The following is a 14719-nucleotide window of genomic DNA, read 5'->3' on the forward strand; positions in this document are numbered from 1 at the left end:
CATTCCTTCAGCTTGTGGCCAGAACTCCGCGGGGGAGAAGCAGCGGCAGGTCGATGTAGGTGGCGATGCCCGCGGGTGCGGCGATCACGGCGGGGATCGCGGTGATGGCGGGCATGGCCGTGATCGTAAGCCCGAGCATGATGAAGTCATCGAGTGTTTCGCCGACGAAATCCGGCGGCGGCTCGAAGCTCAGGGTGCTGCGTATCGTGGGTCTGCCCTCGACGGTGATGGTGTATCCGAACGTCGTCGACCACGCGGGTTGCAGCGTTTGGCCTTTCGTCCAGATGCCACGGATCTCGACGACGTCGCGCCCGTTGACGATGCCCGTCCAGCGCACGTCGATACCCGCGACGCAGCCCGCGGCGATGATCCAGTCGCCGGGCAGGTGCAGATCTTCGGTGGTCGCCGCGTAGGCCGTCTCGCACCGGATCTCATCGAGGGGTGTCCCGAGGGCGTCGGCGACGAGTTGGACCGCCTCCCGGAAGATGCCGGACCCCTTCTCGGTGACCGCCTGCAGGTCCGGATGGTCGATGGGATAGCCGAAGCCCATGGGTATTTCGGTGGCCGGGGAATTGTAGATGGTCGTGTCGAACGACTCGACGATGGAGATGCGGTCGACGCGGTCGGAGATGCCCGCCGTGACGACGGCGAACAGCTGAATGAAGCCGGGGTTGATGCCGCTGCCGAAGATGGTCGCCCCGCCCTGCTCGCAGGCCTCGACGATCCGCTGCTTACCGTCACCGAGGGTGTCGCCGGTGATGAACTCCGACGTGGTGACGACATTGATGCCGCCTCCGAGGATGCGGACCAGCATGTCCACGTCGGCGAACATCGGGTTGTAGACGATGCAATCCGGCTTCAGCGCGAGTAACGCGTCGACGTCGTCGGTGGCGTGGACTCCCATCGGGTCGATGCCGCAGATCTCGCCGACATCCCGGCCGACCTTGTCGGGTGACCACGCGAAGCAACCGACGAGTTCCAGGTCGGTGTTGGCGGCGACGGCGTGGACCGACTTGCGGCCCACGTTTCCCGTCGTCCATTGCACGACGCGGTAGGTCATGCAAGTGCCTTCGAGCCGGGCGTGAATACCACTGGCACCGAACGGAAGCCGCGGGTGACCGAATTGCCGTGGAAGATTGCCTGTCCGCCCGGTGCGAGGGTGAAGTCCGGCATCCGGGCCAGCACCCGCTCGAGGCCCACCTGGAATTCCAGCCGCGCCAGGTTCGATCCGAGGCAGCGGTGCACACCGGCGCCGAAGCCCAGGTGCCGGTTCTCCCGGCGATCCAGGATGCACCGCCCGGCCTCGGGAAACTGCTGCTCGTCTCGGTTGGCCGCAGCGTAGTTGACGATCACCGACTCACCGGGCGAGAACGTGCAGCCGCTGAGTTCGACCTCCTTGGCGACGGTGCGCGGGATTCCATGAATCGACCCGGCGAACCGGATGAACTCCTCGACGGCACGCGCGAGAAGATCAGGATCCTCGATGAGACGGTCCCGCTCGTCCGGGTTGGTGGCGAGATAGTGATAGGCGAACGACATTGCACTCGCGGTGGTCTCGAGACCAGCCTGAACGAGGAGCATGGCGTTGGAGACGACGTCGCCGAACGACAACTTCTCTCCGTCGATCTCGGCGGAGAGCAGGACGTCGATCATGTCGTCGCGGGGTGGCTGATCCTTACGGAGGGTGACCGCGTCGTGCAGGTGTTGGTACAGCCCTCCCCACGCGCCCATCCGCGCTTCCTCGGTCGCGCCGTTGAGTGCGGTGTCGGTCAGTTCGACGCACAGCGGAACGTCGTCGACGGGCATGCCGAGGAGATATTTGAAGAACACGATTCCAGGTTGGCGCCAGGCGATCTGGGCGAGGTCTCCTGACCCGTTCTCGATGAAATCGTCGATGAGTCTGTCGGTTTCGTCGGCGATCTCCGGGCGCAGGGCCTTCATCCTGGCCGGGGAGAAGTACGGGTTGAGCACCTTGCGGAACTTCTGCTGCCGCGGCGGGTCGAGGGTGATCACCAGGTCGCCGGCGAGTTGCTCTGCGCCCTCAGGCGTCGGATTGCTGGAGAAGTGCTCCCAGTCCTGCAGGATCTTCACGCACTCGTCGTAACGGACCGCGACCCAGGCGCCCGCCGGCGTCGCGCTCAGGAACGGGTGGTCGGTGTGTGCGAAGGGCGACTTCTCGCGCATCACCGAATACACGTCGTAGAGGAAATCGTTGTCGTTGAAATCCGCGTGGCGCAGATCCCAGTTCTCGGCGTGCCGTTGCGGTGTCTGCGTCACGGTGAGTTCCCCTGCTGCTGGGCAGCTTCCCGCGCCTCGTGGATACGCACCAGCTCGCGGAATCCGATCCGGTTGTACTGAGGCACCGGCTGAATGCCCCACTGATCCTGAGCGGTGTCCTTGCCCTCGGCGCCCTCCGGCGGTCCCAGCGCCGGGTACGGCACCTGGCATTCCAGCTTGTCGTCCGAATACCGAACCTTGAGCAGTTCGCTGCAGATCTCGGTCAGGCTCAGGGTGGGGTAGCCGTAGTAGACCGCCATGAAGGGCAGCGTGAACGCGCCTTCGATGACGAGGGCGACCAGGCACACGAGCACCGCACGCTTGATCCATTTGTGCATGCGGGCGTAGTACGGCGTGGTGCCGGGGGGAAGGTCCTCGGACTTCTCTTGCGTGGTCTCTGGCGCAGTCATGGCGTGCTCCTTCAGGCTCGGTCAGTCGGTGAAGATCTCGCGATTCACGGTGTGCAGGTAGGGAATTGCAAGGAAGGGGGTGATGTAGAAGATGTCGTAGAGCCACCAGCCGATGACGGGGAACACGGTGCCCGCGTAGCGCACATCGGCGTACATCGTCATGTTGAACACGTACAGGCACCAGATGAGAACCCCCATCCAGCAGGTGATGATCATCCACTGGTGGCCCCAGCGCTTCATCTGCAGGAAGCCGATCGCGGCGGCACACCGCATCGCGAAGACGGTGAGGATCATGCCGAACACCATCGACTTCTCGCCGGGCCCGGCGGCCCCGCCGATCCACGCCTCGTTGTAATGCCAGAAGTAGCCGGCGTCGAACATCGCGCCCCAGCCGACCATCAGTACACGGTTGATGAGCGTGTGATTGGCGACCAGGTCGAGCGCCCAGCCGAGGCTGTTGAGCATGCCGTCGATCAGCGTCAGGTAGCCGATCAGCGTAACGATCATCGGCCGAACCGACAGACCGGCCCGAAGTGCCTGGCGCTGCAGCGCCACACCGCGCAGGAAGATCGGCAGACCGATCAGGCCGGGCGCCCACATCCCCATCAGCGCTGCGCCCACGATCATCCACTTGTCCGCGCGGCGCTGAGCCGTGGAGGACTCGTCGTGGTGCTCTTCGAGATTGACAGAGCCGGACGGGACGCTGGCCTTGAGGCCTGACTTCTGCTTCAGCAGAGGGAAATTCACAACTCCCACCAGCCCCGTGCGAACGACATATAGAGCTGGATCAGGAACATTGTCAGTAGGTATCCATAGATGACGATCTGCAGGATGATGAGCGCCTTCTTGCGCTTGCGTTCCTTCTGGTCGACCATGTCGTCGAATTCCTTTCTAGCGGTGTGGGCTCTGGCTGTCGGCGTCGGCGAGGCCGGCCGCGGCCACCTCGCGCAGTCCTTCGGAGATCGCGCCGTCACTGGACAGCGGGGCGAGGACGCACGCCTCGGCCGCTTCAAGTTCGGTGGCGCCCGCGGCGATCAGTTGTGCCGCGGTGACCAGGACGCGTGTCGACGGCGGTTCGAAATGGAAGGCCTCGTCGGCGGTGCGGATCGCGCAGGCGCACTGGACCAGTCGCTGCGCCGTAGGCAGCGCGACGCCTGCCTCGGCGACGATCACCTCGGCCTCGCGGTCGGGTGGGAGGTAGTGCATAGGCAGGGTGACGAACCGCTGCCGGAACGACGGTTTGAGCTCCTTGAGCGAGCTGCGATACGCCGGGTTGTAGGAGCAGACGAGCATGAACGTCTCCGGCGCTTCGACGACCTCGCCGGCGCGATCGAGGTAGAGGGTGCGCCGGTGATCGGTGAGGGAGTGCAGCACCGCCAGCGAGTCGTGTCTCGCCTCGACCACCTCGTCGAGGTAGCAGATGGCGCCCGCCTTGACGGCACGGGTCAGGGGCCCGTCGGTCCAGGTGACGTCACCGCCGGTCACCATGAACCGTCCGACCAGGTCGGAGCTGGTCAGATCGTCGTGGCAGCTGATCGTGACGACGGGCCGGCTCAGCAGGAGGCCCATGTGCTCGACCAGTCGGGTCTTGCCGCATCCCGTGGGACCGGTGAGCATCACGGGCAGCCGTTGCCGGTAGGCCCGCTCGAACAGCTGCACCTCACTGCCGTTCGCGAGGTAGATGTCAGAGGTACTCACGCTGCTACCAGCTCCTTGTGCACATGGGCGAGAACCCGGGGAAGATCTTCGATGCGGCGTATCCGTCGAGAACGTTTGGGCCCGAACACTTCCGGCAGCGGATCGACGCGCACCGGACCGATGCCCACGTAGTACATCGAGACGCCGGCATCGTTGGCCTCCTCGACGGCGTGTGCGGCGTCGGCCCAGGCATACCGTCCTTCGTATCCTTCGTCGGAGATCAGTCCGTCACCGATGACGATGAGCAGCCGGCGTTCTGAGGGCTGGGCGAGCAGTCTGCTCGTCAGGTGGCGCAACGGCGCACCGAGGCGGGTGTACCCGGCTGTCGAGAGGCCGAGGCTGCCCGGCGGGACGAAGCGCCGCTCGGAAAAGTCCTTGAGGCAGTTGACTTCGACGCGGTGGCGCGTGTTTCCGGTGAAGACGAAGATGCCGTGACGTTCGCGGGCCGACGTCATCGCCCGCGAGAGGGCATCGGCACAGGCGAGTTCGAGCTTGAAGATCGATCCGCCGTGCACGCCCAGCGAGGAGCTGCCGTCGAGCAGCAGCGCGGTGGTGACGTCGCGGCTGGTGGGCAGCAGTTCCCGGAAGATGCGCGGCTCGACGGCTTCTCCGGTGGTGACGTCGATGTAATGGCCCACGTATTGGTCGACGTCGATGTCGGAGCCGTCCTCCAACCGGTTCTTCATCGCGCGGTGGGTGTTCTTCTCGAACCACTTCCGGACGTCGACGGCGATCGCACCGGGCTGCCCGCCGGTGCCCTGGTGCGCACGTTCCAGTACGGCGACGTGATTGGGCATGAAGCGCTCGGTCCACGCGTTCCACTCCGGGTAGGGGATGCCGGGGCGGTGGTCGGGAGTGATGTCGAGATCGTTGTCCTGGGGCCGGCTCGGCGGCGGCAGGTTCGGGTTCTTGATCCCGCCCTCACCGCCGGCGGGGACCGAATGCGGTGCCGGTACCCGCTTCTGGTTGATCGTCCACGGCAGCCGTCCCAACGTGCGACGAAGCTTGTCGGTCAGGCTCTGCGGTGCTGTGTAGCCGCGCGGCAACGTTCCGATGATCGGGTGCACCGACAGGGTCTGGCGGCTGCGGGCCAGTTCGACGGCGCGGTTGAGCATCTCTTTGCCGTCCATGTCGGCATCGGAGACGTCGAGGTCGGGTAGGAGGCGTCGCAGTTCGGGGAGCAGCCCGGGCCAGGTCGCCGAGACCCATCCGAGGGCGACTCCGGCTTCGACGAGCGAGAGCGCGCTCAGCTCGCGTCCGGACAGTTCATGGATGCGGTACTCGGTGATCCGGTCCTTCGACGGCGAACATTGCAGCGCGACACCGCATGTCAGAGTGCGACGCGTCCAATTGCCGACCGGCGTCGGATACGGCACGTGCACGACGTCGAGCAGAGAGCTCAGGCCGAAGCCGCGGTGCTGCCCGCTCACGAGGTGGGCACCGGTTCGGCGCTGCCCACTCAACGCCACCGCGGTGAGCGCGCAGCTGCGCTCGACCGCCATGGCGTGCGTATCGGAGAGTTCGGACATCGAGGTATCGGTCTTCAGAAGGTACCGATGTTGGAGAACATCCAATACCAGAACCAGATGATGAGTCCTGTACCGCCCCAGGCGGCCACGTAGCGAAGTATTTCCCAGATCCAGCCGGTCACATCAGTTCCTCTCGTGCGGACGGGTAGTCATCGGGCTTCCAAACCCCTTCGGGCAGTGACGATCAGGTTGGTCAACATGGCGTCACGGCCATCGCTGTTGGCGACCGTGGTCAGCACCCCGTAGATGCCGAGCAGGAAGAACGCGGCACTGTAGAACGCGTCGACCTCGGGATGGACTTCGCCGTCCCCGCGGGCGCGTTCGATCTCCCGGACGAGCGAGACGATGACGGGGTGGTCGGACCACTCGTCCTTGCTGGGCCTGGTCGGTGAAAAGTGCAGTGCGAGCAGCTCCGGGAACAGCAGCGGACCGAGCCGCTGTTCAAGCCCGGCAATCAGCGCGACGACCTTCGTCAGCGCTGCGGTGAGGTCGTGTCGGCAGTCCAGGAACCGCGCGAATTCCGCTGCCATGCGGGCCTCTTCGCGCCGCTCCAGCTCAAGGAGGACGTGCTCCTTGCTGGGGAAGTGGAAGAAGAACGTGCCGTGGGCGACACCGGCGGCGGAGACTATCGCGCCCACATCTGCTCCGGCCATACCCGACGCCCGGAACTCTGCGATGGCGGCGCCCAGTATTCGTTCGCGTGTCTGCAGCCGACGCAGCTCGCGCACCGATTGTCTGACCTGTGGCGCCATGGATCCTCCTTTCTCAGTGGCGAACTTCGGTGATTGCAGTCATCGGATCAGTCCGAGAAGATCTCCCGGTTGACCGAATGCAGGTAGGGGATCGCCAGGAACGGCGTGATGTAGAAGATGTCGTAGAGCCACCAACCGACGACAGGAAGAACGACCCCGGCGAACCGGACATCGGCGTACATCGTCATGTTGAACACATAGAGACACCAGATCACGATGCCCATCCAGCAGGTGATGATCATCCACTGATGCCCCCAGCGTTTCATCTGCAGGAATCCGATGGCGGCCGCGATGCGCATCGTGAAGACGGTGAGAATCATGCCCACTTCCATGGCTTTCTCGCCGGGGCCTGCGGCGCCACCGAGCCAGAGTTCGTTGTAATGCCAGAAGTAGCCCGCGTCGAACATCGCGCCCCAGCCGTTCAACAGGATTCGCGCGAGGATGGTGTGGTTGGCCACCAGGTCGAGCGCCCAACCCACGGTGTTGATCGCGGCGTCGATGATGACGAGGTAGCCGATCAGGGTGACCAGCATCGGACGCACCGAGAGCCCGTCGCGCTGCGCCTTGCGCAGCAACCACACCCCGCGCAGGAACAGGGGGAGGCCGAAGATTCCGAGGGCTGCGGTGCCGATCAGAAGACTTCCCGAGATCAGCCATTTGTCAGCCTGCCGTTGCGCCCGCTGGGAAGCCTCCATGTGCTCGTCGAGGTTGCCTGCGGGCGGCCGCGGGCCGGATTCCGGTTTGCGTCCACGGCCCCGATTCAGCGTGGGCAGGTTCATGCAAGCTGACTATAGTCAGTGATTGGCTGCAGTCAACGGCCAATGTTGGGCGCGTCGTGGCCGTCAGCGCGCGCGAAATCGCGTATTTGGCGCGGACATCGTGCAATTCCACGTCTGCGCGCGTTGAGGAGTTTGCGCATATTGTTGACTTAAGTCAGATGGGGTCGTTAGATGGGCACGACCTCATCGAGGAGGAACCCATGGCAATGGAACAGTTTTCGCTCGACGGCCAGGTGGCGATCGTCACCGGCGCGGGCAAGGGCGTCGGGCAGGGGATTGCTCGTGTTCTGGCCGAGGCGGGGGCGACCGTCGTCGGCACCGCACGCACCGAATCCGACATCGTTGCGACCATCGGGGGCATCGAGGCGGCGGGCGGGAAGGGGCTGGCGCTCGTCGCCGACGCGATGAGCCGGGCTGACGGCGAACGTGTGGTGAGCACGGCGATGGACCGCTTCGGCCGGATCGACATTCTGGTCAACAATGTCGGCGGGTCGACCTATGCGCGGTTTCTCGACATCACCGACGAGGACTTCCGGCACACCTTCGACTGGTGTGTCACCTCGGCGTTCATCATGAGCCAGCTCGTTGCCACCCACATGATCGAGGCCGGGCACGGCTCGATCGTCAACATCTCCTCAGGGTCTGCCCGGTTCGGTATCCGGGCCCTGACCGCCTACTGCGTTGCCAAGGGCGGACTGGAGGCGCTGACCCGCGCCATGGCCCAGGAACTGGCCCCTAAGATCCGCGTGAACGCGATCGCCCTGGGCTCTTTCGCGACAGACGGGTTACAGGGAAGCCTTGACTTGTTACCCGGGTCGCTGGACAAGATGAAGGAGGCGACGCCCTTGCATCGCCTGGGTGATGTCGAGGACCTCGGGAGGTTGTGCGTGTATCTGTCCACGCGCGACTGCTATGCCACCAACGCGATCTTCCACGTGGACGGCGGCATAGATTCGAACAACTCGCCGCTGCCCATTCCCGACTACTGAGCAGGAACGGGTCTCACGCGATGCGCAGAGTGGTGCAGTTCTCGACCGGCAATGTCGGCAAGCATTCGTTGAAGGCGATCATCGGCCGGCCGGATCTCGAGCTGGTGGGCGTCCACGCCGCCAGTCCGGCGAAGATCGGCTGCGACGCCGCGGAGTTGTGCGGGCTGACCGAACCCACCGGTGTCGTCGCGACGGACGACGTCGATGCGCTGATCGCGCTGAAACCGGACTGCGTGGTGTACACGGCGCTGGGCGAGACCAGGCCGATGGAGGCCATCGAGCAGATGTCGAAGCTCCTCGCAGCAGGCATCAACGTGGTCGGGACGTCGATGGTGTGGCTGGTCACGCCGCGCCAGGCCGACGACTGGCTGCGTGGGCCGCTCGAACAGGCCTGTGCCGCAGGCAATTCATCGCTGTATGTGAACGGCATCGACCCCGGCTACTCGGGCGACACCGCCGTGCATGCCGCACTCAGCCTCGTCACCCGCGCCGAGTCGGTCACGGTCAAAGAGGTCTTCGACTACGGCAACTACGACGACTACGAATACACCGGCACTGCCATGGGTTTCGGCACCACGCCCGACGACGACCTGCCCATGGCGTTCCAGCCGGGCGTGATCACGTCGATGTTCGGCGGCCTGGTGCGCAACCTCGCGAGCCACCTGGATGTCGAGCTCGACGACGTCCGGCAGCGTTACGAGCCCTGGTACACCCCTGAACGCATCGAGTGCACGATGATGACGGTCGAGCCAGGACAGTTGGCCGGGGTTCGCTTCGCCGTCGAAGGGGTGCGGGGCGACGTCCCCGTCATCACCGTCGAGCACACCACGCGGCTCACGCCCGCCGCCGCGCCCGAGTGGGAGTACCCGCCGGAGGGGCAGGACGGTGTGCACATGGTCATCGTCGAAGGTGAACCGCGGATCGAGATGACCACCCACCTGTCTCACCCCGTTCTCGACGTGACCGAGGCCGGTTGTGTCTCGACCGCAGCCCGGGCGGTCAACGCGATCGACTGGGTCTGCGGCGCGCCGGTGGGAATCACCGCAGTCGAGGACATTCCACCCGTGGCGATGATCCGCGGCCTGATGTGGTGAACAGCGGTGCGGCGAGCCCGGCGATGAATTCCGAATCCGCTCAGGAGAAGCCGCAGCCCGGGTCGGGTGCGCTGTCGGAGGGCGGCGTGCCGACGGGATCCACGTACGTGACACTGAGCACAGCCGGAACCGTCCCCAGATTGCGCCCGATATGGACCCGGTCAGGTCCCGTCGGATCCGTGATCGGTTCGCCCGCATCGTAGATGCCGTCCTGGTGGCATGTCCCGTCGAAATGCGTGAGCACGCCCGCAGTGACGATCCCGTACACCGCGCCCCGGTGGGTGTGCCAGCCGGTGCTGCCGCCCGGGTCGATCGTGATCCGGGTGACGATGTACTCGGTGCCGTTGACGGTCTGCTGTGAGAGCGTGACGACCTCGGTTCCGGTCGGCGGCGTTGCATTCGACCCCGCCGGTGACGTCGCAGCGCCGGCGAGGGCGGCAGCACAGCAGGCAACGAGCTTCAGAGGAAGCCCACGAGTCATGCGACCACGCCTTCGCTCCATGTCGTCCACTGCGCGATGCGGTCTTCATAGACGCCGGTGAGCCAGGTGAGCATGCCTGCACCGATCAGCAGTCGCAGGGGCGGGTCGTCGGCGTCGACGGCGCGCAGGAGCGCAGCTACCGTGTCAGCTGGATCACCCGCGGCACCTGTGATTTCGGCGATCGCCTTCTCGGCATCGGTGTGGATGTCCGCATAGTCCGCGATACCGTCAGCGCGGACGAGAGCCGAGCCGAAGCCGGTGGCAAAGAGGCCTGGTTCGACAATGGTGACGTTGATGCCCAGCGGTTTCACCTCTTGTGCAAGAGCTTCCGACAGCGCTTCCACAGCGAACTTGGTCGCACAGTAGAGCCCCATGTCGGCGGCTGTGGCAACGCCTCCGACGGAAGACACCTGAACGATGTGTCCCCGGCGCCGTCGGCGCAGATACGGCAGCACGGCTTGAGTCACCCAGAGGACGCCGAAGAAGTTGGTCTCCATCTGTGCGCGGACCTGTTGTTCGCTCACCTCCTCGACGAATCCGTGAAGACCGTAACCGGCATTGTTGACAACGACATCCAACGCGCCGAAGTGGCTGTGTGCCAAAGCGACTGCCCCGCTGACGGCGGAACGGTCGGTGACGTCGAGTCGTATCGGTAACAGCGCCTTCCCGAAATCCTCGCGCAGCTTCTCCAGTCCATCGATGTTGCGAGCGCACGCTGCCACGCGGTCTCCGCGACGCAGCGCGCCCAGCGCCCAGTGGTGGCCGAAGCCACGCGACGCTCCGGTGATGAACCAGGTTTTCGACTCCATGTGCTCTCCTGACGTCGGTTTCACGGCGAATGCCTACCGAGGACGAACGCCGAAATCGACCGGTTCTTTGCGGTTCGGCGTGTGGCCCAGAGAAGTGACTCAGAGAAGCAGACTTCCGGCGTCGAGGATCAGTTCCAGACCTGTGATGTACCTCCCCGATTCGGCACACAGGTAGACCGCCGCCTCGGTCACGTCGACCGTATCGATGAAATCCACTCCGGGAAGCAGGTTCTGCGCACCGGCTGCCACCTCGGGGAGCTCGGTGAAGAATGCAGGCACCGTATCGTTGATCACCATGGGGGTGGAGACGGACGAGGGATGGAGGGAGTTGACGCGGATGCGCCTCTCGCCCAGAGCTCGCGCGAAATGGTGCATGAGGCCTATCAGCCCGCTCTTGGCGATGGTGTAGCCGGCGATACCGTGATTCATGGCCCGCACCGACGGGCTCAGCGAGGGCTTCTGTGCCAAGCCCGAACTCGTGATGACGACGGCGCCGCCCGTGCCCTGCCGCAGCAGTGCGGGCAGCGCGGCTTCGATCGTGTAGTAGGTGCCCTTGACCATCACGTCGACGGCATCGTCGAACTCGGCCACCCGGGTGGATCTCGGGTCGAGCCCCGGCAGTATTCCGGCGTTCGCCAGCACGAAGTCGAGCCGCCCCAGCCGTTCGACCCCCGCGTCGACGACGCGTCGCATGGCAGGCAGGTCGCGGATGTCGACCCGTCCGGCCACGATCGTGGCGCCCGCGCTCTCGACCAGTCGCACCGTTTCTTCGAGGTCCCGTGGACCCGGCATCGGGTATCGGACGCTGTCGATCTGCTCGCAGATGTCGACGGCGATCACGTCGGCGCCTTCTTCCGCGAAGCGCACCGCATGCGAGCGCCCCTGTCCTCGGGCGGCTCCGGTGATGAGAACAACCTTTCCTGCAAAGCGCTTCGTCATGGGCTCCGCTCCCGATGTCGTGGTGGGCGTCCCGCGGTCGCGGGGTCCGTCTACCCCATCAACGCCTCCAGCCACCGAGTTTTCGCGCCCGCGCGCAGCCGACGCGAGGAACCCCGCGGATGCGGCCTCTCGCATCCGCGGGGTGGCCCTCGTCGGTCCCTAGCGGGGGCAGGGTCCCGCAAGGAAGAGGCTCCAGCACCAGCCCGGGGGCAGCGGGGGCGTGAAGTAGGGCCCGCCCATGTCCGGAGGACCGGGAGGGTTGGGCCCGTCCCAGATGTTCTGGGCGACGTTGCCCTGGCCGTGGTAGACGAAGTAGTAGCTGTGGCAGATGTTGTTGTCCCAGATCACGGGGTTGACCCGCTTGTTGCCGGTTTCCACCGGCGGATCGCCGGGGCACCAGGTCAGCGGGCCGGTGGGAGGGGTGCCGGCCTGAGCGACGCCGGTGGACATTCCGAGGCTGCCTAGTGCGATGCCCGCCGAGAGCAATGCTCCTGCGATCGCCCGCTTCGTCGTGTGCATGTCTGATCCTTCTGTCTGTGCGCCGCTCGTGCGGCGTCGATGGCATGAGTACAGACGGGGCGGCGAGCTACCGATCCCAAACTTTCTGAGCCCGGCGGTGACGTTTCGCGCGATCACCCCCGAGCTGCTGTGCAGTCGCTTAGCATCACGGACCATGCCTCAGACCAGCACCCATCCCGGCATCTGCCGAATCTGCTCGGCGCACTGCGGTGTCCTCGCCACGGTGACCGACGGCCGGCTGACGAAGGTGGCCGGTGACCCGGACAATCCGATGTTCAAGGGCTACACCTGCATCAAGGGCCGGGCGCTTCCCGAGATCCACAACAACCCTGACCGGCTCCTGCACAGCCGGAAGCGACAGCCCGACGGCAGCTACGCGCGAATCGCGTCGGAGCAAGCGATGGACGAGATCGCCGCCAGGTTGCAGGAGTTGATCGCCGAACACGGACCACGGTCGGTGGCGATGTACCTCGGCACCAACGGCCTGCCGTATCCGGCGTCGGCGTTGATGGGCAACGCCTTCATGCGGGGCATCGAATCGCCGATGTTCTTCACCGCGAACACCATTGATCAGCCCGGAAAACAGATCGCCCTCGCGGCGCACGGACACTGGCTCGGCGGCGATGTCGACTTCAACGAGGCCGACAGCTGGATGCTCATCGGGACGAACCCGTTGGTATCCAAAGCGATCGGCATCCCTGGGCAGAATCCGTCGCAGAACCTCAAGGCGGCAACCGATCGCGGAATGAAGCTGATCGTCATCGACCCGCGACGGTCTCAGACGGCGGCCCGGGCCGCCATCCACCTGCAGCCGCGACCGGGTGAGGACGTGACGATCCTGGCCGGCATCATCAACATCGTCATCGGTGAGCAGTGGCACGACCGCGCCTTCATCGACGAGAACGTCGCGGGCTTCGACGACCTCGCCCGGGCAGTGGCCGGATTCACGCCGGACTACGTGGCGCGGCGGGCTGAGGTCCCGGAAGACCAACTGCGGGAAGCGGCAAAGGTTTTCGCGACATATGGCGCCAAGCGCGGAATGGTCAACGCCGGCACCGGTGCCAACTTCGCGATGCACGGGAACCTGCTCGAATACCTGTGCCTGTGTCTGACGACGATCTGCGGGCGGTGGCAGCGCGCCGGTCAGCGGGTGACGCGTCCGAACACTTTGATGCCGGCGTTCACCGCAAAAGCTCAGGCGCACCCGCCCTACGAGGGGTGGGGTTTCGGCGAGAAGCTGCGGGTTCGGGATCTGACCGACACGGTCAGCGGCATGCCGACTGCCGCGCTCGCCGACGAGATCCTGATGGACGGTGAAGGTCAGGTGAAGGCACTGATCTGCATCGGCGGAAACCCGATGGCCGCTTGGCCCGATCAACGCAAGACGCACCGGGCCCTGCAAAGCCTGGACCTTCTGGTGACGCTCGACACCGAAATGTCGTTGACATCGCAATTGGCCGACTACGTGATCGCCCCGATGATGCAGATGGAGACCCCGGCGATGACGATGGGCAGCGAGCTCATCAAGTACTACACCAGCGGCACCGGTATCCCCGCGGCCTACGGACAGTACGTTCCGAGAATCGTTGCACCACCTCGGGGTTCCGACCTGATCGAAGAGTGGAAGTTCTTCCTCGGTCTCGCCAAGCGGATGGAGCTCGAGTTGTGGTTCGTGAACTTCTTCGGTGGAGGCGGAGGCAGGTTCATGGAATCGCCTCCGATCGTGTTGCAGATGAACGGTGAAACAGAACTCACGACCGAAGAGCTGTTCGCGCAGATGTGCGCCACGTCGCGCATTCCTTTGGATGAGGTGCGCAGGCATCCGCATGGCAAGATCTTCGACGTCGACGCCGTCGTCGCCGAACGGGACCCGGACTGTGCCGACAGGCTCGACGTCGGGAACGTCCACATGTTGGACGAACTGGCCACTGTCATCGCCGAGGATTTCGCTGCCGAGCGGTCCGACCCGGGGTTTCCGTTCCGGCTGATTCCGCGGCGTCACCAGAATTTCATGAACTCGTCTGGTACCGCGCTCCCCGCATTGAACCGGGGCAAACCCTACAACCCGGTCTACATGCATCCGGAGACCGTGGCCGCGCTGGGACTCGAATCCGGCGGGCCGGTGCGCGTCACGTCGAGGCACGACTCGGTTCCCGCGGTGCTGGAAGCCGATGACACGCTTCGCCCCGACGTCGTGGCCATGCATCACGCCTTCGGCGGGATGCCCACCGACGACGCCAACTTTCGTGAGCACGGGACGAACGTCGGCCGGCTCGTGCCCACCGACATCGACTACGACGCCATCACCGGTTTGCCACGGCAGGGCAACATCGCCGTCACCGTTACCCCGCTGCCCGCGTGAAACGCCCGTGATCGAGGCCCCTGCTGGCGTATTCAGCTAGGCTGCGCTGACAGCCCGCGTCGGGCGCGAGATCTCGGGGGG

Annotated in this window: 16 protein-coding genes; 3 read left to right on the forward strand and 13 right to left on the reverse strand. The window is 65.1% G+C overall.

Annotated features, from left to right (window positions below; translation table 11 throughout):
- Positions 1-7: 7 nt before the first annotated feature.
- From ACAG24_RS05340 to ACAG24_RS05380, 9 genes are all read right to left on the reverse strand, one after another.
- Positions 8-1060 carry an NAD(P)H-dependent amine dehydrogenase family protein gene (locus ACAG24_RS05340; RefSeq protein WP_370471608.1) on the reverse strand — a complete coding sequence of 351 codons (1053 nt, stop codon included), beginning with the start codon at positions 1058-1060 and terminating at the stop codon, positions 8-10.
- Positions 1057-2277 carry a cytochrome P450 gene (locus ACAG24_RS05345; protein WP_370471609.1) on the reverse strand — a complete coding sequence of 407 codons (1221 nt, stop codon included), beginning with the start codon at positions 2275-2277 and terminating at the stop codon, positions 1057-1059. The genes ACAG24_RS05340 and ACAG24_RS05345 overlap by 4 nt, the downstream gene beginning before the upstream one ends.
- Positions 2274-2687: a hypothetical protein gene (locus tag ACAG24_RS05350; protein ID WP_370471610.1), complete on the reverse strand. Its 414-nt coding sequence runs from the start codon at positions 2685-2687 to the stop codon at positions 2274-2276. The genes ACAG24_RS05345 and ACAG24_RS05350 overlap by 4 nt, the downstream gene beginning before the upstream one ends.
- Before the next feature lie 21 nt (positions 2688-2708).
- On the reverse strand, positions 2709-3434 hold the full coding sequence (locus ACAG24_RS05355; protein WP_370471611.1) for a hypothetical protein: 726 nt from the start codon (positions 3432-3434) through the stop codon (positions 2709-2711).
- Positions 3431-3562: a hypothetical protein gene (locus ACAG24_RS05360; protein ID WP_370471612.1), complete on the reverse strand. Its 132-nt coding sequence runs from the start codon at positions 3560-3562 to the stop codon at positions 3431-3433. The genes ACAG24_RS05355 and ACAG24_RS05360 overlap by 4 nt, the downstream gene beginning before the upstream one ends.
- A gap of 16 nt (positions 3563-3578) precedes the next feature.
- Positions 3579-4385, reverse strand: coding sequence for a CbbQ/NirQ/NorQ/GpvN family protein (locus ACAG24_RS05365; protein WP_370471613.1), 807 nt, complete (start codon positions 4383-4385; stop codon positions 3579-3581).
- Complete coding sequence (locus tag ACAG24_RS05370) at positions 4382-5914, reverse strand: nitric oxide reductase activation protein NorD (protein WP_370471614.1); 1533 nt, start codon at positions 5912-5914, stop codon at positions 4382-4384. The genes ACAG24_RS05365 and ACAG24_RS05370 overlap by 4 nt, the downstream gene beginning before the upstream one ends.
- A 149-nt stretch (positions 5915-6063) precedes the next feature.
- A complete protein-coding gene (locus ACAG24_RS05375) occupies positions 6064-6666 on the reverse strand; it encodes a TetR/AcrR family transcriptional regulator (RefSeq protein ID WP_370471615.1) in 603 nt (200 codons plus the stop codon).
- Between the two features lie 47 nt (positions 6667-6713).
- Positions 6714-7445 carry a hypothetical protein gene (locus ACAG24_RS05380; protein WP_370471616.1) on the reverse strand — a complete coding sequence of 244 codons (732 nt, stop codon included), beginning with the start codon at positions 7443-7445 and terminating at the stop codon, positions 6714-6716.
- A 200-nt stretch (positions 7446-7645) separates the two neighbouring features.
- Here ACAG24_RS05380 and ACAG24_RS05385 point away from each other — a divergent pair, with 200 nt between their 5' ends.
- Positions 7646-8434: an SDR family NAD(P)-dependent oxidoreductase gene (locus ACAG24_RS05385; protein WP_370471799.1), complete on the forward strand. Its 789-nt coding sequence runs from the start codon at positions 7646-7648 to the stop codon at positions 8432-8434.
- 20 nt (positions 8435-8454) lie between these two features.
- On the forward strand, positions 8455-9528 hold the full coding sequence (locus ACAG24_RS05390) for an NAD(P)H-dependent amine dehydrogenase family protein (protein ID WP_370471617.1): 1074 nt from the start codon (positions 8455-8457) through the stop codon (positions 9526-9528).
- A 40-nt stretch (positions 9529-9568) separates the two neighbouring features.
- On the opposite strand, the gene ACAG24_RS05395 is transcribed toward ACAG24_RS05390, so the two are convergent.
- From ACAG24_RS05395 to ACAG24_RS05410, 4 genes are all read right to left on the reverse strand, one after another.
- A complete protein-coding gene (locus ACAG24_RS05395) occupies positions 9569-10009 on the reverse strand; it encodes a cupin domain-containing protein (RefSeq protein WP_370471618.1) in 441 nt (146 codons plus the stop codon).
- Positions 10006-10818: an SDR family NAD(P)-dependent oxidoreductase gene (locus ACAG24_RS05400; protein WP_370471619.1), complete on the reverse strand. Its 813-nt coding sequence runs from the start codon at positions 10816-10818 to the stop codon at positions 10006-10008. The genes ACAG24_RS05395 and ACAG24_RS05400 overlap by 4 nt, the downstream gene beginning before the upstream one ends.
- Before the next feature lie 99 nt (positions 10819-10917).
- Positions 10918-11757 carry a mycofactocin-coupled SDR family oxidoreductase gene (locus ACAG24_RS05405; protein WP_370471620.1) on the reverse strand — a complete coding sequence of 280 codons (840 nt, stop codon included), beginning with the start codon at positions 11755-11757 and terminating at the stop codon, positions 10918-10920.
- Positions 11758-11916: 159 nt separating this feature from the next.
- Positions 11917-12276 carry a hypothetical protein gene (locus ACAG24_RS05410; RefSeq protein ID WP_370471621.1) on the reverse strand — a complete coding sequence of 120 codons (360 nt, stop codon included), beginning with the start codon at positions 12274-12276 and terminating at the stop codon, positions 11917-11919.
- Between the two features lie 154 nt (positions 12277-12430).
- Here ACAG24_RS05410 and ACAG24_RS05415 point away from each other — a divergent pair, with 154 nt between their 5' ends.
- A complete protein-coding gene (locus ACAG24_RS05415; RefSeq protein WP_370471622.1) occupies positions 12431-14638 on the forward strand; it encodes a molybdopterin-containing oxidoreductase family protein in 2208 nt (735 codons plus the stop codon).
- Positions 14639-14719: the final 81 nt, after the last annotated feature.

It is taken from the genome of Mycobacterium bulgaricum (assembly GCF_041287165.2).
GTDB classification, from domain to species: domain Bacteria; phylum Actinomycetota; class Actinomycetes; order Mycobacteriales; family Mycobacteriaceae; genus Mycobacterium; species Mycobacterium bulgaricum.